At 68.6% G+C, this 25,364-nt stretch carries 24 protein-coding genes; 11 read left to right on the forward strand and 13 right to left on the reverse strand.

Features of this window, described 5'->3' with window-relative positions; all coding sequences use genetic code 11:
• Positions 1-79 precede the first annotated feature (79 nt).
• Together VFU06_16605 and ppc are read right to left on the reverse strand one after the other, a co-directional pair.
• Positions 80-640 (reverse strand): dihydrofolate reductase family protein, encoded by a 561-nt coding sequence (locus tag VFU06_16605; protein ID HEU5211019.1) that lies wholly within the window; start codon positions 638-640, stop codon positions 80-82.
• 89 nt (positions 641-729) lie between these two features.
• Positions 730-3,501, reverse strand: a complete 2,772-nt coding sequence (ppc, locus tag VFU06_16610) for a phosphoenolpyruvate carboxylase (protein ID HEU5211020.1) — start codon at positions 3,499-3,501, stop codon at positions 730-732.
• Between the two features lie 125 nt (positions 3,502-3,626).
• On the opposite strand from ppc, the gene VFU06_16615 reads away from it, so the two are divergent.
• Together VFU06_16615 and VFU06_16620 are read left to right on the forward strand one after the other, a co-directional pair.
• A complete protein-coding gene (locus VFU06_16615) occupies positions 3,627-4,163 on the forward strand; it encodes an LLM class flavin-dependent oxidoreductase (GenBank protein HEU5211021.1) in 537 nt (178 codons plus the stop codon).
• Positions 4,076-4,654, forward strand: coding sequence for an LLM class flavin-dependent oxidoreductase (locus tag VFU06_16620; protein HEU5211022.1), 579 nt, complete (start codon positions 4,076-4,078; stop codon positions 4,652-4,654). Before VFU06_16615 ends, VFU06_16620 begins: the two co-directional genes overlap by 88 nt.
• A gap of 133 nt (positions 4,655-4,787) precedes the next feature.
• Here VFU06_16620 and VFU06_16625 read toward each other — a convergent pair whose 3' ends face one another.
• Positions 4,788-4,988: a hypothetical protein gene (locus VFU06_16625; GenBank protein HEU5211023.1), complete on the reverse strand. Its 201-nt coding sequence runs from the start codon at positions 4,986-4,988 to the stop codon at positions 4,788-4,790.
• Between the two features lie 217 nt (positions 4,989-5,205).
• Here VFU06_16625 and VFU06_16630 point away from each other — a divergent pair, with 217 nt between their 5' ends.
• From VFU06_16630 to VFU06_16640, 3 genes are all read left to right on the forward strand, one after another.
• On the forward strand, positions 5,206-6,273 hold the full coding sequence (locus VFU06_16630; GenBank protein HEU5211024.1) for a hypothetical protein: 1,068 nt from the start codon (positions 5,206-5,208) through the stop codon (positions 6,271-6,273).
• Positions 6,274-6,516: 243 nt separating this feature from the next.
• Entirely contained in the window at positions 6,517-7,386 is an 870-nt protein-coding gene (locus tag VFU06_16635; GenBank protein ID HEU5211025.1) for a transporter substrate-binding domain-containing protein, read from the forward strand.
• The gene (locus VFU06_16640; GenBank protein ID HEU5211026.1) at positions 7,380-9,509 is read left to right on the forward strand and encodes an ATP-binding protein; all 2,130 of its coding nucleotides are present in this window, start codon (positions 7,380-7,382) and stop codon (positions 9,507-9,509) included. The genes VFU06_16635 and VFU06_16640 overlap by 7 nt, the downstream gene beginning before the upstream one ends.
• A 57-nt stretch (positions 9,510-9,566) precedes the next feature.
• Here VFU06_16640 and VFU06_16645 read toward each other — a convergent pair whose 3' ends face one another.
• Positions 9,567-11,435, reverse strand: a complete 1,869-nt coding sequence (locus VFU06_16645) for a response regulator (protein HEU5211027.1) — start codon at positions 11,433-11,435, stop codon at positions 9,567-9,569.
• Positions 11,436-11,805: 370 nt separating this feature from the next.
• Here VFU06_16645 and asnB point away from each other — a divergent pair, with 370 nt between their 5' ends.
• Positions 11,806-13,635: an asparagine synthase B gene (asnB, locus tag VFU06_16650; GenBank protein ID HEU5211028.1), complete on the forward strand. Its 1,830-nt coding sequence runs from the start codon at positions 11,806-11,808 to the stop codon at positions 13,633-13,635.
• On the opposite strand, the gene VFU06_16655 is transcribed toward asnB, so the two are convergent.
• Both VFU06_16655 and VFU06_16660 read right to left on the reverse strand, forming a co-directional pair.
• A complete protein-coding gene (locus VFU06_16655) occupies positions 13,632-14,066 on the reverse strand; it encodes a VOC family protein (protein ID HEU5211029.1) in 435 nt (144 codons plus the stop codon). The genes asnB and VFU06_16655 overlap by 4 nt on opposite strands.
• A 191-nt stretch (positions 14,067-14,257) precedes the next feature.
• A complete protein-coding gene (locus VFU06_16660) occupies positions 14,258-14,584 on the reverse strand; it encodes a hypothetical protein (protein HEU5211030.1) in 327 nt (108 codons plus the stop codon).
• On the opposite strand from VFU06_16660, the gene VFU06_16665 reads away from it, so the two are divergent.
• Positions 14,583-16,136: a glycosyltransferase family 39 protein gene (locus VFU06_16665; GenBank protein HEU5211031.1), complete on the forward strand. Its 1,554-nt coding sequence runs from the start codon at positions 14,583-14,585 to the stop codon at positions 16,134-16,136. The two genes, VFU06_16660 and VFU06_16665, sit on opposite strands and share 2 nt — an antisense overlap.
• Positions 16,137-16,142: 6 nt before the next feature.
• On the opposite strand, the gene VFU06_16670 is transcribed toward VFU06_16665, so the two are convergent.
• The gene (locus tag VFU06_16670) at positions 16,143-16,994 is read right to left on the reverse strand and encodes a DUF4105 domain-containing protein (protein ID HEU5211032.1); all 852 of its coding nucleotides are present in this window, start codon (positions 16,992-16,994) and stop codon (positions 16,143-16,145) included.
• A gap of 19 nt (positions 16,995-17,013) precedes the next feature.
• Positions 17,014-17,388 carry a hypothetical protein gene (locus VFU06_16675; protein HEU5211033.1) on the reverse strand — a complete coding sequence of 125 codons (375 nt, stop codon included), beginning with the start codon at positions 17,386-17,388 and terminating at the stop codon, positions 17,014-17,016.
• Between the two features lie 181 nt (positions 17,389-17,569).
• On the opposite strand from VFU06_16675, the gene VFU06_16680 reads away from it, so the two are divergent.
• Genes VFU06_16680 through VFU06_16690 form a run of 3 tightly spaced genes read left to right on the forward strand, consistent with a single transcriptional unit; the run spans position 17,570 to position 19,266 of the window.
• Entirely contained in the window at positions 17,570-18,139 is a 570-nt protein-coding gene (locus VFU06_16680) for a YceI family protein (protein ID HEU5211034.1), read from the forward strand.
• A gap of 15 nt (positions 18,140-18,154) precedes the next feature.
• Complete coding sequence (locus tag VFU06_16685) at positions 18,155-18,721, forward strand: cytochrome c (GenBank protein ID HEU5211035.1); 567 nt, start codon at positions 18,155-18,157, stop codon at positions 18,719-18,721.
• A 32-nt stretch (positions 18,722-18,753) separates the two neighbouring features.
• Entirely contained in the window at positions 18,754-19,266 is a 513-nt protein-coding gene (locus VFU06_16690) for a DinB family protein (protein HEU5211036.1), read from the forward strand.
• Positions 19,267-19,273: 7 nt separating this feature from the next.
• Here the strand turns inward: VFU06_16690 and VFU06_16695 are convergent, their stop codons facing one another.
• Positions 19,274-20,350 carry an aspartyl protease family protein gene (locus VFU06_16695; protein ID HEU5211037.1) on the reverse strand — a complete coding sequence of 359 codons (1,077 nt, stop codon included), beginning with the start codon at positions 20,348-20,350 and terminating at the stop codon, positions 19,274-19,276.
• A gap of 55 nt (positions 20,351-20,405) precedes the next feature.
• Here VFU06_16695 and VFU06_16700 point away from each other — a divergent pair, with 55 nt between their 5' ends.
• A complete protein-coding gene (locus VFU06_16700) occupies positions 20,406-20,633 on the forward strand; it encodes a hypothetical protein (GenBank protein ID HEU5211038.1) in 228 nt (75 codons plus the stop codon).
• A 427-nt stretch (positions 20,634-21,060) separates the two neighbouring features.
• On the opposite strand, the gene VFU06_16705 is transcribed toward VFU06_16700, so the two are convergent.
• The 4 genes from VFU06_16705 to VFU06_16720 form a co-directional block, all read right to left on the reverse strand.
• On the reverse strand, positions 21,061-22,929 hold the full coding sequence (locus tag VFU06_16705; GenBank protein HEU5211039.1) for a chorismate-binding protein: 1,869 nt from the start codon (positions 22,927-22,929) through the stop codon (positions 21,061-21,063).
• A gap of 22 nt (positions 22,930-22,951) precedes the next feature.
• Positions 22,952-23,938 carry an SRPBCC family protein gene (locus tag VFU06_16710; GenBank protein ID HEU5211040.1) on the reverse strand — a complete coding sequence of 329 codons (987 nt, stop codon included), beginning with the start codon at positions 23,936-23,938 and terminating at the stop codon, positions 22,952-22,954.
• A 5-nt stretch (positions 23,939-23,943) separates the two neighbouring features.
• Positions 23,944-24,297 (reverse strand): metalloregulator ArsR/SmtB family transcription factor, encoded by a 354-nt coding sequence (locus VFU06_16715; GenBank protein HEU5211041.1) that lies wholly within the window; start codon positions 24,295-24,297, stop codon positions 23,944-23,946.
• Between the two features lie 136 nt (positions 24,298-24,433).
• Entirely contained in the window at positions 24,434-25,303 is an 870-nt protein-coding gene (locus VFU06_16720) for an NAD-dependent protein deacetylase (GenBank protein ID HEU5211042.1), read from the reverse strand.
• Positions 25,304-25,364 lie beyond the last annotated feature (61 nt).

Here is a 25,364-nt window from a genome sequence, read left to right on the forward strand (position 1 = left end):
ACGGCGGGTGGTGGGCGGCGGGGTCACCGGCGTCCGACCGCGCCCTGGGACGCGGGTCGGCTGCCGGTCACCGGTGGCGTTACTTCGCGGGCCTCTGCACCTCGTAGCGGAGCTGCGCGAAGCCGGGGCCCATCTGCTGGACGGAAACGAGGCGCATCGGCGGGGTGGTGATGGCGCGGGGGAGGAGGGGCGCGCCGGCACCGAGCGTGACGGAGCCGATGGTGACGATCAGCTCGTCGAGGAGTCCGTGGTCCCAGAACTGGCCGACCAGGTCGCCGCCACCGACGAGCCAGATGTCCCTGCCGCCGGCGGCGGCGGCCATCTGCTCGTGGACCGGGCGGACGTCGCCCTTCACGAAGCGGATATCGGCACCGACGACACCGGGCAGGGAGCGCGTGCTGAACACCCAGGTCGGCTGCGAGTACGGCCATGGGCGCGTGTTGCCGGCGTCGAGCAGCTTCTCGTGGTCGAGGATCCACTCGTACGTGGTCGAGCCCATCGCGATCGCGCCGATGCGCGGGATGAACTGCACGTAATCCGCCTCGCCTTCCCCCTCGAGCTGGAAGAGCCACTCCAGGGAGTTGTTCGGGTCGGCGATGAAGCCGTCGAGGCTGGTAGCCGTGTAGTAGATCGTCTTCATGCAATCACCAGGAGTTTTGACAGCCGCGCGCGACTTTCCGTTAACCACATGAGACGAACGAGCCTGCCTGTTCCTGTCATGGCGGGTGGTCAGCCGGTGCTCTGCATCGCTGCGGCGATGCCGTTGATGCTGAGGAAGAGCAGGCGTCGGAGCTCGTCGGTTTCGTCCTCCCCCGTGTGCCGCGCCCGGTCGTAGCGCTGGAGCAGCTCGACCTGCAGCAGGTTGAGCACGTCCGTGTACGGGTTGCGCAGCTCGATGGAGCGGCGGATCACCGGTGAGCGTTCCAGCAGGCTGGCGGAGCGGGTGACGCGCAGCAGCGCCGTGCTGCTGCGGTCGAACTCCTCCGCGATGCGCCGATGCAGGTCCATTCCATCCACGCGCCGTGCGTAGTGTTCGGCGATCGGCAGGCGGGAGCGCGCCATCTCGCGCTCGGCGTTCTCGATCACGGCGGCGAGGAACGGCCAGCTCGTGTGCAGGCGCTGGAGCAGATCGAGTGACCCGTCCTCCTGCAGCAACTGCTCGAGCGCGCTGCCGATGCCGTACCACCCCGGCACGATGTAGCGCGTCTGTGTCCAGGCGAATCCCCAGGGGATCGCGCGCAGGTCGTCGAACGCCACGTCTTCTGCGGACTTGCGTGACACGGGTCGCGACGCGATGGGCAGCCTGCTGATGTGCTCGATGGGCGTGACGCGGATGTACCAGGGCCAGAAGGCCTGGTCGTCGATGAGTCCGCGGTACGCGCGCATGGACGCCTGTGCGATCCGGTCCATGATCGCATAGGCTTTCTCGTCGGCGGGTGAGGCAGCCTGTGTCTGCGGCGCAGTGGAGAGCAGCACGGCGCTTACCAGCTGTTCGGTGTGCCGGTGCGCAATGCCGGGCAGCGCATACCGGAACGAGATCACCTCGCCCTGCTCGGTCAGTCGGATGCGGCCGTTCTGTGCGGGTGCCGGCATCGCGGAGATCGCGAGGTTGGCGCGCCCGCCGCCGCGACCGACGGTGCCGCCGCGACCGTGGAACAGCCTGAACTCGACGTCGTGCTCGCGGCAGACACGGCCGAGTGCATCCTGGGCGCGGTGCAACGCCCAGTTGGCCATCCAGTAGCCGCCGTCCTTGTTGCTGTCGGAGTAGCCGAGCATGAGCTCCTGGAACCGGCCGCGCGCCTGCAGCTGCATGCGATACACGGGATTCGCGAAGAGCGCGCGCATGTAGTCGCCGGCGTGTGCGAGGTCGTCGATCGTTTCGAAGAGCGGCACGAAGTCCAGGTCGCTCTCCAGCGCATCGTCGCCCACGCGCAGCAGCCCGCTTTCCTTTGCGAGCAGCATGGGCTCGAGCAGGTCGCTCACGTCGTGGGTCATGCTGACGATGAAGCTGCCCACGGCCTCCGGATCGCGCAGCCGCGCGTCGGCCACAACGGCGAAGGTTTCGAGTGCGTCGCGGGCAGCGTCCGGGACGTCGTCTGCGCCGACGAGCTTCTGCGGCATCCGCAGCACACGCTCGAGGAGCGCGACGCGTTCCGGCTCGGTCCGCTCCGCGTAATCGTCGCAGATCCCGGCGGTCTCGAGCAGCGCCGCGACGGCCTGCTCGTGAATTGCGCTGTGCTGGCGAACGTCGATCGCGGCAAGGTGAAAGCCGAAGGTGGCGGCGAGCACGCGCAGGCGGGCGATGCGGCCGCTGCGCACGATGGTGTCGTAGCCGCGCTCGGCGAGTGCGTCGGCAATGGCGTCGAGGTCGGCGCGGTACTGCGTCGCGTCGTATGGCGCTGGCGGCTCTGCGGAGTCACCGTCGCCACCGAGCAGCGACGCGATGCGTCGCTTCATCGAGTCGATCAGCCGGCGGTACGGCTCCTCCGCCTCGCCGCCGGCCGACAGCGCTCCGTGCCGCGCGAGTGCAGCCCGCAGCGAGGCAGGCAGGTCGGTGCTGCGATGCGCGATGCTGAGCTCTTCGTGCAGTGCGTCCAGCTCCGCGTGGTGCAGCTCGAGCGCCGTACGCCGATGACGTTCGAGCGTCCAGCGGGTCACATCGGCCGTCACGAAGGGGTTCCCGTCCCGGTCCCCACCGATCCAGGAGCGCCAGCGCAGCACGGCCGGCACCTGGACGCGGGCGCCGTAGTAGCGTTCCAGCGCGCGCGCCAGGTCGCGATGGATCCGGGGCGCCACGTCCCAGACGGTGCTGCGCAGGAAGAAGAGTCCCTGCTCCACCTCGTCGTGCACGCTCGGCCGCTCCTCGCGCACGACGTCGGTCGCTGCGAGCAGCATGATCTGGGCGTAGATCGCGTCGGCAGCCTCGTCCACTTCGCCACTCGTTGCATCCGGCCTGCGCAACGCCGTCAGGAGCTCTGCAATGCGGCGCTGCTTGAGCAGGATGGTGCGACGTCGGGCCTCCGTCGGGTGCGCCGTGAACGTGGGCTGGATGTCGATGCGGGCGAGCATGGCGCGCAGCTCGCCGAGCGAGACGCCCGCACCGTGCAGCCGCCTGACAGCATCGTCGATGGACTCGGGGCGCGGTGCATCGTCAGGGTGGCGCGGCGAGCGCTCGCGGTTCACGCGCAGGATCTCCTGGCGCTCCGCCTGGTTCACGAGGTGAAAGAATGCGGCGAACGCGCGCAGCAGCCACTGCAGCTCGCCGGTGCTCAGCGTGCGCAGGCGTTCTGCGGCCCGTTCGCGCAGCGCGGGATCGTCTTCCTGCAACGCCCGTTTGCAGAGCGTGCGCAGCTCCTCGACCAGCGCGAGCATGTCGCTGCCGGCCCGCTCCTCGACCACGCTGCCCAGCAGGCCGCCGAGCAGGTTCACGTTTTCGCTGAGGGGACGCGAGATGCCCGTGCCCTCCGCCTGTATGTCGATGCCGCGGATCCTCTCGATCATGGGTCGATAATAGCACCGATACGGCTTGCGACGAGTCCGCGCCGCCGGGCCTGCCCGCAGGATGCGCGAATCCCCGGGGCACTGCGGCCGCGTTACATTGTGGGCTCACCGCTCAGGAGGCAGGCTTGGAGATCGGGATCTACACGTTCGGCGAAGCGACGCCGGACGTCAGCACGGGCAGGACGATCAGCGCACAGCAGCGCCTGCACGACCTGATCGAGGAGATCGAGCTTGCGGACCAGGTCGGGCTCGACGTGTTCGGCGTGGGGGAGCACCACCGCCCGGATTTCACGGTGTCGGCGCCCGCCATCGTGCTCGCCGCCGCGGCCACGCGCACGAAGCGCATCCGCCTGACCAGCGCAGTCAGCGTGCTCAGCTCGGACGATCCGGTGCGCGTCTACCAGCAGTTCGCGACGCTGGACCTGCTCTCCGATGGCCGTGCAGAGATCATGGCGGGCCGCGGCTCGTTCATCGAGTCGTTTCCGCTGTTCGGCTTCAGCCTCGACGACTACGACGAGGTGTTCGCGGAAAAGCTGGAGCTGCTGCTGCGCATCCGCAGCGAGCGGCACGTGACGTGGACCGGCAGACATCGCGCGCCGCTCTCCGGCCGGGCATCTACCCGCGCGCGGTGCAGGACCCGCTCCCGGTCTGGCTCGCGGTAGGCGGCAACCCGGGCTCAGCCGCCCGTGCGGGCACGCTGGGCCTGCCGATGGCACTCGCGATCATCGGCGGTGAGCCGGCGCGCTTTGCGCCCTTCGCCGCGATTCACCGCGAGGCTGCGCAGCGCGCCGGCCACGCAACTCCCGCCCTTAGCATCAACTCGCACGGATTCCTCGCGCGGGACTCAAAGGCCGCGGCCGACGAAGCCTTTCCAGCGTTCAAGGCGACGATGGATCAGATCGGACGTGAGCGCGGATGGCCGCCGATGACGCGCATGCAGTTCGACGCTTCGGCAGCGTTGCACGGCGCGAACTTCGTCGGCAGCCCGCAGCAGGTGATCGACAAGATCCTCTACCAGCACGAGATCTTCGGCCACCAGCGCTTCCTGCTGCAGCTCACCGTGGGCACGCTGCCCCACAGGAGCGTGCTGCAGGCAATCGAGCTGCTCGGGACCGAGGTCGCGCCCGCGGTGCGCAAGGCAACAGCCCGGTAGCGGCGCGGACCGGAACGTCAGCGCCGTGCGCAACGTACAGGTCGCACCAGCTCGCCATGCCGGTGCGGATCCCACGATGGCGAGCCATTGCCGCCGGCGCCTGCTCCGCGCCGGCGGCAGATCGGGTGGTGGACTAGTTCGGTGCCGTCGGGCTCGGCACGTTTACGTCGACGTCGACCTGCTCCGGCACGCCGCCCGTGTCGCCGCCCCGTACGAAGAACAGCCAGATGACGAGGGCGAGCACGATCACGGCCAGCAGTCCCACGATCCACCCGGCACCACCGCCGCCACTGGAAGGTGGATTCGTGTTGTGGACATGCACTTCTTCCGCCATGGATCCCTCCGGCAGGGGAGAAAGGAAGCTGCCAGCGGCGCGCCTTGCCGGAACTGTGCCACGCGCCGCAGCACGGTGAGATGTGGGGGACCTGACGGCGACGCCGCTCGCCGTGCGCCGGGTATCTGACCGCGTCGCCGCTCGCCGTGCGCGCTGGACCATTTCCCGCAGTTCCGGTTATCCTCCAGCACGCCACGGTTCCGCCACCTCGAGCCCGATGCGCCGACTTCCGCTCCTTCTGCTCTGCATCTCCGCCGGCACCATCGGCCTCGCGCGGGGCGCGGCCCGGAGCGATGCGGTCATGGGGTCCGACCCGGGCCGCCTGAGCCTGCAGGAGGCGGGCGTCCTGGCCACCTGGAGCGAGGACGCGTTCCGGTCGGGCCCTTCCCCGCGCGCCCCGGTCATCCTGGCCACGGGAAGCGGAAACGCCCTCCGCCCCGGACGTGTTTTCGGACCTCTTCCCTTCTTCTACGACCTCTACACGTTTCGCGGCGGACCCGGCAGGACCGCCGTGGTCGCGGCGTACGCCGTCCAGGCGCGCCACCTGGACCACGAGGATGCGGGTGAAGGTGTCCGCTACCGCTTCGACGTCACGCTCGTCCTCGCCGACACGTCCACGGGCGTCGTCGAGCGGCGCGACGATTCCGTGTTCGTCAGCGTTTCACGCGAGCTGCCGGACGAGCACGTGCTCTCCACCTACATCGAGATGCAGGCGACGCCGTCGCGACACATGTTCCAGCGGGTGATCATGTCGGATGCGACCACACCGGGCGTGGGCCAGCTGTACGGATCGCATTTCCCGATTCCGGACTACAGCGGCAAGGCGCTGATGCTGAGCGACGTCGCGCTCGGCCAGCCTGATCCGACGATCGGCTGGCAGCGACGAGGGCACACGCTCGCACTGCTGCCCACCACGCAGTTTCCGGGCAGCAGCTTCGACGTGTACTACGAGATCTACAATCTGCCCCATGGCACGCCGTACTCGACGGAGATCGCCATCGAGGATGCCGGCGGCGAAGACGAGAAGTCGGACTTCCGCCCCGTGAGCATCCGCTTCGCCGGTGAGTCGGATGCGCACAGCGATGCGGTTGCGACCGAGCTCCGGCGCGTCGAGACGGCCCTGCCCAGCGGCCGCTACCGCATCACTGTCACCGTGGTCAACGACCTCACCAGGGAATCCGCGACACGCTCGCGCTTCTTCGCCGTCAATCGCGACCGGCGCAGAACGACGCTGATGCCGGCGTGGCCGCACGTCGAAACGCCGCCCACCGCCGTGCGACCGTAGCGGTACGTTCCGTCGAGCTGCCGGCAGTCGCTCGAGGGCCGCGCCCCGTACGCCAGCCGGTTGCGCGAGTCGACGCGCCGATGGAGATTGTCGCAATTCGTCCGGTCCCCTCCCTGCCGCGGCACCGATTCCGGGCCGAACCGGCCGGACACTCAACCGCGCGGCGGTCCGTTGTCAGCAGAGCGGCCCGCCGGCTGGTGCGTGTCAGCATCAGTGGAGAGACACACCGCTGAAGACGCTTTCATGAAGGGAAGCCTCGACGGAGCGCAGCGCCGCCGGTGCTCGCTGACCGGCATGGTCATGGTGCCCGTGCTCGGAGCGCTCCTGACGACGACGTGCACGACCGGAGACGTGCCGGAAACCTCACTCGCGCGCGCCCGGCAGGTGGGGCTGCGCGTCGGGTTCGCGATCGAGCCGCCGTTCGCGTTCGTCGATTCGGCGGGCGAGCCGCGCGGCGAGGCTCCTGCTATGCTGCGTCGTGTCGCGGGCGCGCTCGCCATCGATTCACTGCAGTGGTTCCCCCTCGAGTTCGACAACCTGATCCCCGCGCTCGAGCAGGGACGCATCGATGTGATTGCATCGGGGCTGTTCATCACCGGGGAGCGCTCGCGCAAAGTGCGCTTCTCGCGACCCACCGCGTGCCTCGCGCCGGCGCTGGTCGTGCGTCGCGACGAGCTGCTCGATCGAGCGTCCGCGTGCGACACGTGCCGGATCGCGGTGATCCGGGGCAGCGTGGAGCAGCGCGCGCTGCGAGTTGCTGCGGACACGGGGCTGACGGCGCCGGACGTCTCGACTGCGGTCGCTGCGGTGAAGTCGGGCGATGCCGTGGCTCTCGCGATCTCGGCGCCCACGGCGCGGATGATCGCGGAGAGCGACTCGTCGCTCGCGCTGCGCGACGAGGTGCCTGCGGCTCTCCGTTCCGCTCGCGGGTGTGCGGCGCTCGCCTTCCGGCCTGGCGACGGTGCTCTTGCCGACGCATTCGATTCGGTGCTGGCGCAGCTCGTCGGCACGGAGTCTCACCAGGCACTGGTGGACGAGTACGGCTTCACGCGGCGCGAGATCGTGTGTGCGGCCGCCGCGCCTGCGGACGATGGCGTGGAGGCCGCGTGCTGAGGACCCGCCCGTGGATGTTCGGTGCCGGGATCCCCGTGCTGCGTCCCTGGTGGCCGACGATCGCACTGCTCGTGCTCGGCACGGCGTCGGTCATCCTCCTCGACAGTGTGCATTCCCGCAGCCGCGATCTGCTGGAGCAGACCGTCGTTGCGCTGGACAACGCGGCAGAGAGCCGGCACCGGCTGCTGCACGCGTACCTGATCCACGAACGACAGACCGCCGGCGATGCCACGTTCGCCCAGTCATCACCACTGGCTGAGCTTCGGGCAGCGGAATACGCACTGCTGAACTGGCTGGGCGGACGCAGCGGCATCGCCCGGTTCGACGGTGCTCCGCCCGCCGACCCGCGGCTGCTCGACCAGCTCGCGGGATACAGGACGGCGCTGGATGCGTTCCGGGACCAGCTCGCGCTGGAGGAGCACGACGACGTCATCGTGCGCATGCGCTTCTCGGAGGCGGAGCAGGCCGCCGCCGCGCTGGAAGACGCGATCCGCGCCGACGTGACCGCGGCGATGCGTGCGGAGCAGCGCGCGTACACGATCGAGCTGACCGGCTGGGGGGTGCTGCTGCTGCTCAGCCTGGCTGCGGCCGCCTGGGGACGCCGCCTGCTCGGCTCGTCCGAACATCGAACGCGGCAGACCGAAAGGCGCCTGTCACGTCTTCGCGCCGTCGCGCCGGTCGGGATTGCGGAGTGCGACATCGACGGGAGTGTGCGCGCGGTCAACCCGGAGTGGGCGCGACTCACGCACCAGGCAGAAGAGGATTGGATCGGCGTCGCGTGGTGGAACGCCCTTGCCGAGCCTTACCGCGACCGGGCGCGCTCACTCTGGACGAGCACAGATGGCCCGAAGACCGCAACGGTGATGGAAGCGCGCCTGGACCTGGAAGGTGAGGACCAGGATGACCCGTGGACGCTCGTTCGCTTCGGTGTCGAGGACGTCGTCGGAGGCGCGCGCACACGGGTCGTCACGCTGACCGACATCACGCAGCAACGTCGCGTCGAGGAGCAGCTCCACCATGTCCAGCGCCTGGAGGCGGTGGGACGCCTCGCCGGCGGTGCTGCACACGACTTCAATAACCTGCTGACCAGCATTGGCGGGTTTGCCACGCTTGCCCGCGAGCAGATCACGGACGCCGAAGCGGTGGGGGACCTGGACGAGATCGAGCGAGCGGTGGCGCGTGGCCAGGCACTGACACGCCAGCTCCTCACATTCAGCCGCCGCAACCGCTCACAGCCGGGACTGATCGACCCGGCCGAAGTCCTGGCGGACCTGCGTCGCATGCTGGAGCGGCTCGTATCGGACGACGTGGTCATCGAGACGTCCATCGCCCGCACGCCGCCCGTGCTCGCCGATCCGACGCAGCTGGAGCAGGTGATCACGAACCTCGTGATCAATGCGTCGGACGCGGTGAACGGGCCGGGCCGCATCCGCATCACCGTTGAGCCCACCGATCTGACCGAGCCGTCCGCCTCGGCGACGGGCGAAGTCCCAGCGGGTCGCTACGTCCTGCTCTCGGTCGCGGACAATGGTCCCGGGATTCCGCCCGAGCTGCGCGAGCGCATCTTCGAGCCCTTTTTCACGACCAAGGAGCGCGGCAAGGGTACCGGCCTGGGGCTGAGCACGGTCTGGGGCATCGTCCGGCAGATCGGCGGCCACATCCGGCTCGAAAGCGCGCAGGGTCGCGGTGCCTGCTTCCGGGTCTACCTGCCCGCGGCCGAGGGCGTCGCCGATTTCAAGCCCGAGGAGACGATGGAACAGCGCCGTGCCGCATTCACGGGAACAGCACTCGTCGTCGACGACGAGGACGCCGTGCGCCGCCTGACGACGCGCATTCTCGAGCTGCGCGGCTGGATCGTCGTCGAAGCCGTGAACGGCGAGCAGGCGCTCCGTGTCATGAGCGAGCGCGGTGCCGGCATCGACCTGGTGATCACGGACGTGATGATGCGCGGCATGAACGGCCTCGAGCTCGCCGAGCGGCTGCGTGAAAGCGGCAGCGATGTCCCGATTCTGTTCGTGTCCGGCTACGCAGGTGAAGACCTGGACGTTACGGAGGGCGAGTTCCTCGAGAAGCCCTTCTCACCGCCCGCGCTGCTCCAGGCGGTCGATGAGCTGATGTCGTGAGCGTCGGGACGCTGGTCACAGTAACCGTGCGTCCGACGCTCACGTCGGCCGAAGTGCTCAGTTCAGCGTGAGGCGGCTGCCGTTGACGAGCGTGGAGTGTACGGCACGCAGCAGCTCGTCCGGCGAGAACGGCTTGTGCAGGAACTGCGCGCGCGCCGTCCTGCCCGCGATATCCGGGTCGGCCCCATAGCCCGACATCAGCAGCACACGCACGTCGGGCTGATGCGACCGCACCATCTCGACCAGCGCATCACCGCGCACGCGTGGCATCACGATGTCGGTGATCAGCAGGTCCAGAGGCTGATCGAGCCGTGAGATCACCTCGAAGGCGTCCTGGCCGTCGCTCGCCTCGAGGACGCTGTACCCCCGGCGCAGCAGGAGCACGCGCACCAGCGAACGCACGGCGACGTCGTCCTCGACCACCATGATGCGCGTTGCGGGCGGCTCGTGACGTGCAGCCTCGATCTCCACGGCATCCTGCGCGGCGACCGGCAGATAGATCGTGAAGAGCGTGCCCGCCTGGCGACCTGCGTCCGCCCAGATGTAGCCGCCGCTCTGCTTCACGAAGCCGTACACGCTCGCCAGCTCGAGACCGGTCGCCTCCTCGCCCGTGAACGGCTGGAAGATGTGCTCCAGCACGTCGGCGCCAAGGCGCGGACCCGAGTCCGAGATTGCAAGCATCGCATACTGGCCCGCCTGCACCGGATACGGAAAGCTCCGGCTGCGATCCGGCGTGAGCTCTGCAGGTGCTACCTGGACCGTCAGGTTGCCGCCATCCGGCATCGCGCTGCGGGCGCGGCTCGCCAGCGTGAGCAGCGCACTGCGCAGCTCGGCACTGTCCACGTGCACGTGGGGCGTACGGTCGTCGATCGAGACGTGCACGTGAATGCTCTCGCCCAGCGTACCGCGCAGCGCCGGCAACAGCGCCTGCATTGTCGCCTGCAGGTTCACTGTTACCGGGTTCAGGTGCTGCATGCGCGTATAGGCAAGGAGCTGATGGATCAGCGCCGTGAGCCTGTCGCCTGCAACCTGGATCTCATTGATGCCGTTCCACTGCGGGGTGTCGCGCAGCTCGTGAGCCAGCACCGCGGCGTGGCCCTGGATCGTGGTCACGATGTTGTTGAAGTCCGGTGCAATCCCCGACGTGATCCGGCCCAGCATCTCCATCTGCGCGGCACGGCGCGTCTGCTGCTCGACCAGCTTGAGCTCCGTGATGTCACGGCCGCGCAGCTCCGTCCTGCTCCTGCCATGTGCTGCGATACGATCCTCACGGAACAGCTCGATCGTGCGAACCCCGCCCTTCGGCAGGGGGAAGCGCAGCTCCCGGCGCGACGACAGCCCCGACTCCGTGTCCGGCGCCAGCATGGCCCGCGCGGCCGGTGCGTCCTGCGTGTGCACCAGCGCGTCGAAGCGCTGACCCGTCAGCGACTCGGTCGCGATGCCGAGCACGCGCCCGCACGATTCGCTGGCCCACGTCACCACGCCCCCGTCACTGATCGACAGGACCAGGTCGCTCGCGCTGCGCAATGCGTCGCGCCGCGCCCGGTGCAGCAGCTCGGTGACCCACCCGGCCGCGAGCGTCACGACGATGTATGCAGAGCCCAGGTACAGGAAGAGCGGATCGTCGGGAGCCGTGCCGCCCAGGACGGAGACCGTGCCGTTCCACAGCGACAGCACGGCCATGCCGATGGCAAACGCCAGCGCAGCGCCCACCCAGCCCTTGTAGTACGACAGGAGAAAGGGCGGAATCAGCGCCGCCAGCCAGAGCAACGGCTGCCCCGTCGTCCAGCTTTCCGGCGTGATGCGCGGCAGCACCAGCGGGATCAGGAGCGCAGCGATCGAAAAGAGCAGCGCGCGCACCGGCACCGCGCCCGCCCCACCCGCAGAGGAGTCGCGCACTACGTGCGCACGGAGACTCGCTGTCATCGGCATCCTCGCCGGACCTTTGTGCAATGGAGAAGCGCCCGGCGCGGGGAGGAAGGCCGCCGGCAACTCTTAATAGTCGGAAAATGCGACCGGGAATGGAAGGGGGCCCGGGTGCGATCCCCCAAATCCTGTAGGGAGAATCCTGACATCGCACCCGCTTTCCGTACCCGCCTTGTCCGCCGCCAGCGCTGCCGCTAGTGTGCAGACATGAGCAAGCGCCTGAATCGCAACGGCAATTTCCTCAATTCGCGTCCCTCGTGGAGCCGCGAACCGGGAGCGTCGTTGCGTTAGGTCAGCGTGCGCTTGCGATCCAGGGCTCCACGGTCACCGTGGAGCCCTTTTTTTGTGCCCATGCGCGGGAGCACCATCGATGTGTTCGATCCTCGCCGTACTCAACCTGGAAAGCGACGTCTCGCCCCGACGTCGCGAGGTGGTCCGCCTGTCGCGGCTGCAGCAGCACAGGGGCCCCGACTGGTCGGGCGTGTACACCGGCACGCACGCGGTGCTCGCTCACGAGCGCCTCGCAATCGTGGACGTGCTGCACGGCGCGCAGCCGCTGCGCAACGCGGAAGGCACGCAGGCACTGGCGGTGAACGGCGAGATCTACAACCACCGTGCGCTGCGCCACGGCCTGCGTGCGCCGTACGCCTTCCAGACCGACTCCGACTGCGAGATCATTCTGGCGCTGTACCGGGAGCAGGGCTCCGATTTCATCGGGATGCTGAACGGCATCTTTGCGTTCGTGCTCTTCGACGAGGCGCGCGGGCGCTACGTCATCGCGCGCGACCCGATCGGTGTGATGCCGCTCTACATGGGCAGCGACGATGCGGGCAACACCTGGGTCGCATCGGAGATGAAGGCGCTCGTGCCCGTGTGCACGTCCATCCACGAGTTTCCGCCGGGACATGTCCTCGACAGCGGGAGCGGTGCGCTGCGGCGGTATTACGAGCCTGCGTGGCGGGAGTTTGGGGCTGTGGCGGGCGGCGCCGCGTCGCATCCGGCCCGGATCGAAGCGGTGATGGTGACGCCGGAGTCGGCGCATCGGGCACCGGGCGCTACCGGGGCGGACGCAGAGCACCCGGCACCGGCCGCTGCCGATGCGGCACCGGCGCCCGGCCGCATCCGCACTGCACTGCGTGCCGCCGTCGAGCGCCAGCTCATGTGCGACGTGCCCTACGGCGTGCTGCTCTCCGGCGGGCTCGACTCCTCCATCATCGCAGCCACCGCCCGTACGTTCGCCGACCGCCGCATCGAGGAGGACGGTCGCGCGGCCGCGTGGTGGCCGCGCCTGCACACGTTCTCCATCGGCCTGGACGGTGCACCCGACCTCGCGGCCGCGCGCGACGTCGCGCGCCACATCGACTCGGCGCACCACGAGTTCCACTTCACCGTGGAAGAAGGCCTCGACGCACTCGCGGACGTCGTCTACCACCTCGAGACGTACGACGTCACGACCATCCGCGCGGCGACGCCGATGTACCTGATGGCGCGTCGCATTCGTGCGATGGGCGTGAAGATGGTGCTCTCGGGAGAGGGTGCGGACGAGATCTTCGGCGGCTACCTGTACTTCCACCGCGCGCCGGACGCGCGTGCGCTGCACGAGGAGACCGTGCGCAAGCTCGACCGGCTGCACATGTACGACTGTCTGCGGGCGAACAAGGCCATGGCGGCGTGGGGCGTGGAAGCGCGCGTGCCGTTCCTGGACCGCGAGTTCCTCGACGTCGCGATGCAGATACCACCGGAACTCAAGATGGCCGGCGGCGACCGCATGGAGAAGCACGTGCTGCGCGAGGCGTTCGCGACCGACCTTCCGCAAGCAGTCGCGTGGCGGCAGAAGGAGCAGTTCTCCGACGGCGTCGGTTACGAGTGGATCGACAGCGTGCGCGCGTTCGCGGCGCGCGAGATCAGTCCGCGCGTGCTCGAGCATGCGAACGTCCGCTTCCCGTACAACACGCCGACCACGCCGGAGGCGTACCTGTACCGGGCGCTGTTTGCCGAACGGTTCCCGCATGACGCATGTGCGCGCTGCGTCCCGGGCGGCGCTTCCGTCGCGTGCAGCACGCCGGAAGCGCTGGCCTGGGACGCGTCGCTCGGTGACGTGATCGATCCGTCCGGCCGGGCCGTACGCGGCGTGCATGCAGCCGCGTATGCCGCTACCGGCACGACGGAGCGGCCGGCTGAGGCCGGCCCGCTGTGCTAGCCGAACTGCACGTCGCCCGTGTACATCACCATCCAGCGGATGCCGTAACGGTCCGTCAGGTCGCCGTAGGTTTCCGCCCACGCGGTGCGCTGCATCGGCATGCCCTCCTTGCCGCCTTCGCCGAGCGCCTCGAAGATGCGGTGGGCCTCGTCCGCGGAGTCCGTCTCGAGAGCGATGTAGAAGTTGTTCCCGACGTTGACCTTTTCCATGCTGGCGGGCACGTCCGACGCCATGAGCACGGTATTCGGTGCGATCGGCAACCCGATGTTGGCGATCAGGTCGAGGTCCTTGCCCTTGAAGCCCATCTGCTCGCCACCCATGTCACGGAACCGCGTCACGTTCGTGAACTCGCCGCCCAGGACCGAGCGGTAGAACTCGAAGGCCTCTTCGGCATTGCCGGGGAAGTTCAGATAGGGGCTGACGGATTTCATGCGTACCTCCGGGGTCAGGGATGCAGATCACGTGGCCGCGCGCGATGTGCGGGCCCGTCGTGTCGGTGGTGCTGGTGGCGTCCGTCGAGAGCCACGCGTTAAGACGAACGGAGGCCAGGCTAGGCGACACGCCGCGCGGAGCGGCCCGGGGTGGTGCGGAGCGGATTGCGACCCGGTGTCTGGAAACTGGCTCAGGAGCTCGTGCCGGCCCGCTCGGCGCGATACGCATCGAGCAGCCGGACCTCCCGGCTGTCGGGCGGGAATTTCCTGCGTATCTCCGCTTCGTGCTTCAGAAACCAGCCCATGAGGGCGTGCCGGACAGCGTCGGTGCCGTGCCGGGCCGCGGCATCCCGCACGCTTTCCTGGAGCACCGCGCCGAAGAGGGCCGCGGACGCCGGTTCCTGTGGCATGGCCTGTCCTTTCGTCGGCGGCCCGCAGGTCACTGGACCGCGGGTCATCTGCGAGGTGGAGAGATATATTCCGCGAAACACTGCAAACGTGGGCGCGAGGATTTCCATGGGCAAGATTGTCGCTGCGCTCACGTTCGTCGTTCACCTGGCGGTCGTTGCATTCGGCCCGTACGGGCCGCATCGGGACGCGCTGCTGTACTATGCGATGGGCGAGCACCTGCGCCTGTTCGCGATGGACTTTCCCCCATTCATCGCGATCGTCGCACGCGCATTCACCCTTTTCGGCAACATCGAGCTGCTGACGCACGTGCCGATCGCGGCGGCACACGCGGCGCTGGTCGTGTTTGCGGCAGCGTTCGCGCGACGCAGCGGCGGCGGGCACGCCGTCCAGGCGATCGCGGCGCTCTGCATCGCGACCGCACCGGTATTTCTGCGCACCGGCTCCCTCTTCCAGCCGGTCGTCTTCGACCAGCTCTGGTGGACGGCCGCGCTGTGGGTGCTCGCCCTGGTTCCGGCTGCCGCGGAGCCACGGCGCTGCTGGCTCACGCTGGGCGCCGTGCTCGGGCTGGGTCTCCTGACCAAGTTCACGATCCTGGTACTCGGCGCTGCGATCCTCGTGGCGATTCTCGCGACACCCGAGCGGCGTGCGCTGCGCACGCGCTGGCCCTGGCTCGCGGGCATGCTCGCGCTGCTCGTGGGGAGCCCGAGCATCATCGGACAGATCGTGCTTGGCTGGCCGTTCCTGAAGCAGGTCCAGGACCTGGCGGACGTGCAGCTCGTGCACGTTTCCCCCGTCGCGTTTTTCGCTGAGCAGTTCCTCATGGTGGGACCCGTGCTGCTGTTCGCCGTCGCTGCGGCACTGACCACCCTGCGAGTCCGCGGCGCCGCACCCACACCGGCCCGGCACGAGGACGACGGGCTCCGCCTGGTCGTGATCGCCGCACTGGCTGCATTCGTGCTGATGCTGCTTGCGCGCGGCAAGCCCTACTACATCGCGCCGATCTGGCCGGCGCTGATCGGCATCGGCCTGGGTCGCCTCGACGTCCGGCTGCAGCATGCGACGTCCTCACGCAGCGCCCGTCGCGTGCGCGCGCGCACTGCCGCCGTGGCGATCCTGTGGCTTCTCGTCGTCGGATGGGGCGCGATCACGCTGCCGCTCGGGCTTCCCGTTCTGCCCCCCGAACCCATGGCGCGCTATGCCGGCTGGCTTGGGGCCGGAACGACGACGAACACGGGCGCGGTGATCTCGCTGCCGCAGGACTACGCGGACATGCTCGGCTGGGAGGAGCAGGTCGCTGCGGTCGAGGCCGCGTGGGCCTCGCTCTCGCCGGAAGAGCAGCAGCGCGCCGTCGTGCTCGCGACCAACTACGGCCGTGCGGGTGCGATCGACTGGTTCGGCGGCGATGCGTTGCCGGACGCGATCGCTCCGGTCGGCAGTTACTGGTTCTGGGGACCCGGTGAGCTGCCCGGCGAGATCACGATCGTGGCGGGCGAAGAGGCGAGCGAGCTGGAAGGCAGCTACTTCCGCAGTGCGCAGGAGTTCACGCGCGTGCGTCGTCCGTGGGGCGTGCCAGAAGAACGGGATGTTCCGATCACGATCGCGCGCGAGCCGCTCGCACCGCTGCAGCAGATCTGGCCGCGCTTCGAGGGCGTCAACTGAGGCGCGTCACCGACCGATGGGACTGGTCCGGATCGCGCGCGAGAAGTCGGGATCGCCGATGGCCGCAGCGATCCGCTCATTGACGCGGCGCGCGCGCCGGGTCTCCTCGAGCGACAGGTCCGTATCGATCCAGCCACGTTCGTAAGCGGCATCCAGCGAGTAGCCCGGCAGCAGACCGACGAGCGGCCCGAGGGCGGCGTCGTCTGCCGCGAGCTCGTTGACGGCATCGACGATCGTGCTGGTGCAGTTGTTGGTGAGCGTGTTGTACCACGTCGGCGTGTGCTCGATGCGCTGCGCGTCGTCGACCAGGCGGCGGAACAGGTGCTGCGCCTGTGCTGGCGTGACGCGCACCGGGAAGAAGTATAGCGGGTCGTCCCACGCGATCACGCGCAGGCCGAGCAGGTCCGGCTCCGTGCCGATCACGACCATCGTCTCGTAGCGCCGCAGCAATCCCCGCAGCGGCGAGTACTCTTCACCTTCCTCCCTGCGCGCCTCGACGGACACCGCCAGTGTTCGCCCATCGGCGAACTCGAACGACAGGAACGGATGCGCAATCCCCCGGAAGCGCGGAATGAACGGGGACAGCGCGAACCACACGCGCTCGAGCTGTGCGAGGTCGTACTCACCCTCGGTCCAGCGCGCCTCGGACGTGCCGTCAGGAGCGTGGCGGAAATCGCGGATGTTGCTGATGCGGACCAGGTCGCCATCCGTGCGCACGATCGGCAGCCGCGACTGGGCGAGGTTCCAGGTGCGCTCGTGCGAGGGCTCGCGACCGAGGACGGCGGCCGCGAGCAAGCCGACGGCGAGGACGAGTGCGACGGTGAGCGCGAGCATGGCGCGGCGCGGACGTCGCTTCATCGCGAGCCGCACCCCGATCTCAGTCGTTCTCCTGCGGTATGGCGATCTTCCGCTTGCGCGCGGCCGTGTAGATGTCCGCCGTCGAGACGCGCACCACCTTGGGCGTCAGGGCGGGTCCGGTGCCGAACTCGGCGGTCCAGGTCACCGACTGCCCGCTGACATTGGTCGCGCGCACCGGGTTGTGGACACTCGGGATCTGCAGCACCTGCACGTCCTGGTCGAGCTGCGGCAGCACGTAGCCGCGCACGACGTCGACGAGCAGCTCCCTGAGCTCGGATCCGCCCAGGCCGGGGAACGCCTCACGCAGCAGCTCGCCGCTCTTGAAGCCGGATCGCTGGTACAGGGAAGCGGTTTCGAACAGGAACTCTTCGGGCGGACCGTCGTTGGGGACCATGCTCCTCCGGGGGTACAGGAAGCCACAAAGATAGCCAGTTTGCCCCGTTTCTGGTATTGCGGCCCGCCCCACCAACCGCAAACCCGCTTCGAAGAGGGCCGGCTGGCATGCCGTTCGCCTCACGTGCGCGGTCTCCAGCACACGATGCGGAGACGCTGAACCCACGCAGATGGAGGCACCCATGGCCGGAACCGCGCAGCAGGTCGGAACGCCCACCTGGCAGCTCGACCCGACGCACTCGAGCGCCGAATTTTCCGTGAAGCACATGATGATGACAACGGTCCGCGGCCGCTTCAAGGAGCTGCAGGCCACGCTGCGCGGGGATCGCGACAACCCGAAGGACGCGGGCGTGGACGTGCGGATCAACGTCGCCAGCATCGACACCGGCGTCGAGGATCGCGACAAGCACCTGCGCAGTGCAGACTTCTTCGACGCGGAGAAGTATCCCGAGATCACGTTCCGCAGCAAGCGGATCGAAGGTTCGCCGCCGAAGGAGGAAGGCGACACGTTCAAGGTGGTCGGCGACCTCCAGATCGCTGATACGACCATGGAGATCCCGCTGGATTGCGAGTATCTCGGGCGCGGCACGGATCCATGGGGCAAGACGCGCGCGGGCTTCACGTTCCGCGGCGAGATCGACCGTCGCGAGTGGGGGCTCAAGTGGAACCAGGCGCTGGAAACCGGTGGCGTGCTGGTCGCCAACAAGGTGAAGATCGAGGGCGAGGTGCAGTTCGTCCGTGATGAAGGTTGATTTCAGCAGAGAGGCATGATGCGCGGATTCGTGGAGCTTGCGGCGGCAGTGGGACTGGCCCTGATGGTGGGAGGGTGCGACACCGGCGGAGAGGAGGCGGAAGGGGTCGGCAATGCACCAGTGAGCACGCCGGGCGCGACGCAGGTCGCTGACAGTGCGTCGCATGATGCACACGATGCAGCGCAGCGTGCCTCCGCTGACAATGTGCACGCGCATGCCGGCACGGGCGAGCCGCGCCCGCTGCTGCCGATCATGCAGCAGCTCGGCACGGACATGATCGCGCTGACGCACGCGCTGATGACGGACAGCACGGTCCTGGTTGCCCACGCTGCGGAGGCGATCGCGCATCATCCGCCCATCGCACAGGATGACATCGCGCGCATCCAGGCGACGCTGGGCGAGGAAATGGCTGAGTTCGAGCGGCTGGACGAGGAGGTGCACGAGGCATCGGTGCGCCTGCACGAAGCCGCGCAGGGCGGCAGCAGCGAGCGGGTGCTCACGCTGCTGAACGAGGTGCAGCGCGGATGCGTCGCCTGTCATGCGCAGTTCCGTGATCGGCTGCGCACGAACGCCCCACGGTAACATTCACCCTGCGATACAACCGGGAGGACTGCATGAGCTTCATCCGGGACCTGCTGCCCGAGTTCGACGAGGAGATGCGTACGACGCGCCGGGCACTGGAGCGCGTGCCGGCGCACCGTGGCGAGTGGAAGCCGCACCCGAAATCATTCCCGCTCGGACACCTGGCACAGCTCGTCGCGTCGATGCCGTCATGGACGACCACGATGCTGCGCGAAACCGAGCTGGACCTGACGAAGGGCGGAGGCTACAGCTTCGAGACGACGGAAGCGCTGCTCGCACGCTTCGACCGGGGTGTCCAGGAGGCGCGCCTGGCGATCCAGGAGGCGAAGGACGGCGACATGTCCGTGCCATGGTCGCTGAAGATGGGGGACCAGGTGCTGTTGACTCTGCCCCGCCAGGTCGTCGTGCGGCAGCACATCAACCACCTCGTGCACCATCGCGGCCAGCTCAGCGTGTACCTGCGACTCCTCGACGTGCCGGTCCCGTCCATGTACGGTCCGACAGCGGACGAGCCGTGGGGGGCGCAGGCGTCGCCCGAGCAGTGAGCAGCGGCTAGACGCAGACGTGCAGGCGTTTCGTGCTGTACGACAGCAGCAGGGCGCAGTCGTACAGCACGTCGACGCCGAACAGCACGGCCGGAGCGTCCTTGCCGCCGATCGCGTCGAATACGGGCAGATCGAGGATGCGCAGCTCGGTGGGCGGCAGGCAGCGCCCGCCGATGCACAGGCTGTCGAACGTGTAGCGGTGTGCGGCCATGCTGCGGCCGTTCATCCCGCGCGCACCGCGCGCATCCTCCCGAACTCCGTCACTGTCTGCAGCGACACCAGCAAGCGCGGCCGCCCGCCAGTTCATCGTGCCGGTCTGTGCACCCGTATCGAGCAGCGCGGGGACGGAGTCGCCGTGCAGCACCGCCGTGAACTGAATGAAGCCATCGGCCACGCTGGAGTGGAACGGAACACCGCTGGTGGCCGAGCCGAGCCGCTGCTCCGCACTGCCATCGCGCGGGTGCAGCCGCAGCACCCCACTCGGAACATCGAAAACGACGTCGTAGTCGGCGAGCACATCGACGCCGAGGATGCCGTTCACCTCGCGCTCGCCGTACCTGCGGAAGTCCGGGATGTCCGCGACAATGACCCAGGGCGTCTCGTGGGCCGCATTGCCGACGTGCAGCGCGGGCAGGCGCACGAACTCCATGATGCTCTGACCCGTGGCCCCCGTCACCAGGGAGAGGCGGACATCAGAGTCAGGGACGTCCAGCTCGCGGCGCAGGTCCGCCGAGATCAGTGACCTGCCCGCCGCCGTATCGATGATGAACCAGTGCGTTCCCACGCCTTCCACGGTCACCTGGGTCAGCAGGCGGCCGTCGACGGATACCAGCGGCAGGTCGATTGTTGGCGAGCGGACCTCGCCGCCCGACAGCGCGGGATCGCTCGAGCGGAGCTCAGCGCTGGCCGCCGAGCCTGGCCCGCCCGGCCGCTCGGTGAGCGCGCCGGCAGCTGCTCCCTCGTTGCCGTCACCGTAGCCCGCGGGTGCGCCACAGGCCGCCGCAAGCACGATCAGCAGGCCAGCCGTCCAGCCAGCGCCAGCCGCACGTGCCCGGCGCGCCAGGTCTCTCGCAAATCCTCTCATCGGTCCTACATTACCCGCGAGCGCCGATTGTTTCCAACAGTTTACGGAGCTGGCCGTGCCCGGACGCAAACTGACCGCAGTGCTGCTTGTGCTCGTCATCGTGCTGGTCGTGGTCGCGCTGATCCGGACCGCCACGAGCGCACCGAGCTTCCGCGCTGCTGATCATCCGACCTACAACCAGTGCATGGCGGCCATCCCGACCGAGTGGTCCCGCAACAGCCTGGAGCGCGAGCGGGCCGAGCGCGCCTGCCTGCACGAGGAGCAGCAGCGGCGCGGTCGGTAGGATTTCCCCGGCATGATCCGGGCGGGAACATGATCCGCGCGTCGATCCACAGGCTGGCTGCGGTGCTGATGCTCGCCGCGTGCCAGGAGGATGCCCCGCAGCAGGCTCGTGGCTGCTCGCGGGCAGGATGAGGGTCGCGAGCTCCCGGCAGCGGCGAGATCGAAGGCAATGTTGCGCGAGTCGGGGCGGGGGCGAATGCGAGCAACGTTGGCTTGGATAATCAAAGGCAACGTTGCGCGCGTTACGGCGGGAGCGAACGCCAGCAACGTTGGCTTTGATTATCGAAGGCAATGTTGCACGCGTCGCGGCGGGGGCGAACGCCAGCAACGTTGGCTGTGAATCCCCCGTGTGTCGGCGGCAGCACCATCCCTCGAATCCGGTTGCGGACGCGGCCCCTCATGGCCGTGACATCCGCGACTTCTACGAGCTACGCGACTTCCGCGGCTTCCGCACCTGCGATGGCCCGCGGCTCAACCGTCACCTCCATCGCGCCCCGCAGACTGTTCACGAACCACAGCCGCTCCGCCCTTCGCACGTCATCGAGAGGAATGGTGCGTTCCCGCACGACGCCCTGCTCGAGCAGCTCGGCACGCAGGCACCCGCCGAGCAGCCCGGCCGTTCGCGGCGGGGTGATCAGCTCGCCCTGGATCAGCGCGACCAGGTTGCCGCGCGTGAACTCGGTTGCCTCGTCGCGCTCATTGCCGAGGAGGACGTCGAAGCAGCCGGGCGCTGCTGCCAGAGCGTGTTCGTAGACGGAGCGCAGCGATGTCTTGTGATAGACGAAGACGTCACGCGAGTCGATCGCGCGGGGTGCGATGCCGATGAATCGCCGGCGCGCATCGCCGTGCGAGGACTCCATCCCGCCACCAGCGCCTTCGGCGGGAACCAGGTCGGGTCCGCAGTCGAAGTCATCCAGCCGAGCGACGTCGACGCCGACGGCGCCGGTTCGGGACAGCGTGAGCCGGACGCGACGCCGTCGCGGTCCGGTCTGCGGTACGCTGCCGGCGCCCGGCGCTTCGTCGCAAAGCGCCGCGAGCCGCTCCCGCACCTCCTCCTCGGGAAACCGCCGGCCGAAGTACGCACACGACTCCGCCAGTCGTGCCAGGTGTCGCTCCAGGCGTGCGATCCGTCCGTCTTCCAGGCGCATCGTTTCGATGAGCGAGAAGTCCGGCTGCGCGGCCCACAGGATCCGGCTCTTTTCCTTCAGCTCCTCGGCTTCGCGCGACGCTGTCGCGTCGATCGTAATGCCGCTGCCCACGCCATACTCGGCAACGCCCCGTTCGTGATCGATCCACATCGTGCGAATGGGAACGGAGAACGTGCAGTCGCCTCCGGGCTCGATGATACCGATCGCGCCGCAGTACACTTCCCGCGGTGAAGGCTCGAGCTCCCGGATCAGCCGCATCGTGGAGATCTTCGGTGCGCCGGTGACGGAGCCGCAGGGAAAGAGCGCGCCGAAGATCTCGACGAGGCTGCAATCGTCGCGCAGCTCCGCAGTCACGGTCGAAGTCATCTGCAGCACCGTGGGATAGCGCTCCACGACGTGCAGCGACGGCACCCGCACCGTGCCCGTGCGGGCGATGCGACCCAGGTCGTTGCGGAGCAGGTCCACGATCATGAGGTTCTCCGCCCGTTCCTTCTCCGACGCGCGCAGTGAGCGTGCGAGCTCTTCGTCCTCGCCCGACCAGCGGCCGCGCGCGTGCGTTCCCTTCATGGGGCGTGTCGTGATGGTGCGCCCGCTGCGCGCAAAGAACAGCTCGGGTGATGCCGACAGGATGCGCACCGCGCCCAGGTCCAGGTCCGCATGGTAGCCGTGCCCCTGCGCGCGGTGCAGGGCCGCGCACGCTGCATCGACGTCGAAATCGGCGGGCAGCGTCGCATGCAGGCGCGTCGTGTAGTTGACCTGGTACGACTCGCCGGCCAGGAGCGCCTCGCGGATGCGTGCAAAGGCAACGTCGTACTGCGCGTCCGTCGTGGCCGGCATCCACTGGAGCGCAGGGGCCTGTGGCGCCGCAGCCGCGGCGGGTGCCGGGTGCCCGCACTCGAAGATGCCGAGCCAGAGCAGCGGGAGGTGCCCGCGCTCGTGCGTGCAGAGTGCATCGTCGAATGCGGGCGCAGCCTCGTAGGACACGAAGCCCGCGACCCAGCAGCCAGAGCGTGCGGCTTCCCCGGCTGCATGCAACGCCGGCAGGACCTGCTCGAGCGACGTCGCCTGCAGCACCTCGAGCGGCCGCTCGAACATGCGGCGGTGCGGGGTGCCGTCGCAGCCGGGGAAATCGAACAGGAGGCGCGCCATGCGCGGAATGTAGCGCCTCGAGCTACGCCACCGCCGCCTCCAGCACGCTGTCCTCCAGCCGCGCGTAGCTCTGCTCCATGCCGCCGACCATGCCCGTCCCGAGTGCCGCGTCGCGCACCTCGGCGCTCGGGTACGTGATGACGATGCTCAGCAGTGTGCCTGCTCCGACCGGCGTCAGTGTCATCTCGTTGGTGGTCGCGGGACCATCCATGCCGGTCATGCGCTCGCTCGTCACCTCCCGATACGGCGGCTCCGACTCCAGCACCTCGCCTTCGAAGCCGAAGCGCTGGCTGCCGTCCGTGTTCTCCCACTCGTAGCGGTAGCGGCCGCCCACCTCCGAAGCGAGCTCGCAGACGGGCATCGTCCAGCCCTCCGGGCCGAGCAGCCAGCGCTGCAGGAGCGCGGGCTCGTGATGCGCGCGCCACACCTGCTCCACGCTGCCCCGGATCACCCGGCTGATGCGCACCTGTGTGTCGCTCAGAATCTGAGCCTCCGTCGGACGGCTGGCAGCGAAGGCGGAAAGATCGGCCAGGACGTCGTCGAGCTGACCCAGAGCGGACTTCATGCCCTCGACCATTCCCATCGCGACGAGATTCTCCATCGCCTCGAGGCTCGGGAAGTATGCGACCGACGTGAACGTGGAGCCGCCGGACGGCAGGGACGCAAACGTGTAGACCATGCGCATGGTCGGCATCGACTCGTCGGGGGTGCCGTCCTCCTTGCCGAAGCCGTCCTCCACCTCGAAACCGCGACAGGGATTTACGGAAAGGAAGCGGAACCAGCCGTGCGACCGGGTCCCATCGGGTCCCGTCATGTAGTAGAGCGACTGGCCGCCCGGCGCCATGTCATGTCGCGTGAACGTGGCGGGCCACTGTTCAGGCCCCCAGAACTTCTCGAACTGCCGCGGGTCCGCGAAGGCGTCCCAGAGACGCTCCACGGTCACCGGGTACTCGGCAGTGACAGTGAGCGTGAGATCTTCGGGGTTGGAACGTACATCCTTGATCGGCATGATCATCACTCCTGCGCTTCAGGGTTGTCGAAGAGTCTGTCGATCTGACTGAACCGCGCCCGCCACAGCTCCTCGAGCTGTGCGAGCAGCTCACGCGCCCGGGCCAGCTGCTCCGGGTTGCCGCGGACGCGGCGTTCACGGCCGTGCGGCTGCTTGGTCACGAGACCTGCCTCCTCCAGGACCGCCACATGCTTCTGCACCGCCGCAAACGACATGTCGTAGCGGGCGGCCAGCGACGACACCGATGCGGGCTCTCCCGTGAGCACACGCCGGACGATGTCGCGACGCGTTGCGTCGGCGAGTGCGCGGAACAGTCGATCGAGCTCCGCATCGGAGAGTGCGCGGTGACCTACAACCATATGGTTGTAGATAACGGGAGCCGCCGGCGGACACAAGGGGGGCGAAACGCGACAGGGCGAGGACCGGCGCCGAACCGGCCATCGCCCTGCCCTTATCTGTCGCGGCTGTGGCCGGAAAAGGGCGCCAGGATGTGCCTCAGCGCACGTTAGCGAGCGCGTCCGCCAGTGCGGGCAGCACGATGCCGAGTGAGCCGTCCACCTTGACCTCGGCGACGTCGTCTGCGCGTGTGGGTCCGCGGTTGACGACGGCGATCGGCACACCGTCGCGCATTGCGCGGTCGATAAAGCGCCGGCCGGAGTACACGGCGAGGGAGGAACCGGTCACGAGCAGGACGTCGCCCTGCTCGAACACGCGCCACGCGTCCGCCAGTACGGGTGCCGCCACGTTCTCACCGAAGAATACGACGTCTGGCTTCATGATCCCGCCGCACACGTCGCATGCCGGCACGCGGAAGTCCTCCATCGTTTCCTCGGGCAGCTCCGCGTCGCCATCGGGGCGGATCTCGACCATGTCGGGAAACAGCAGCGGTGGCCAGTCGGCATTGAGCTCGAGCAGGCGCTGCTGGAAGTCGTCGCGTGCCACGGGCGTGCTGCAGGCGATGCAGCGAACGAGTGCGAGCGAGCCGTGCAGCTCGACCATGTTGCGACTGCCGGCGGCCTGGTGCAGCCCGTCGACGTTCTGCGTGATGAGTCCGGTGACGTGGCCTGCCTCCTCCATCCGGGCGAGCGCCTGGTGTCCGCTGTTCGGCAGCGCATCGCGCATGCGCGGCCAGCCGATCGTGCTGCGCGACCAGTAGCGTGCGCGTGCCGAATCGCTGCGCACGAACTCCTGGTACTGCACGGGAGCGCGCCGGCTCGGCGCACCGGCGCCGCGGTAGTCGGGGATACCGGACTCGGTGCTCATGCCGGCGCCGGCGAGGACGACGATGCGGCGGTCGCGGAGGAGAGGAACGAGCGGCTCGACTGCGTCGGCGGAGCGGCCGACGTGCGCTTTGGTGTGATCCATGCCGTCAAGATAGAACATTCGCGAGGCCGGATGCAGGCGCCTCTCGACCCTGCGTGGAGGC

It is taken from the genome of Longimicrobiales bacterium (genome assembly GCA_035764935.1).
Lineage (GTDB): Bacteria > Gemmatimonadota > Gemmatimonadetes > Longimicrobiales > RSA9 > DASTYK01.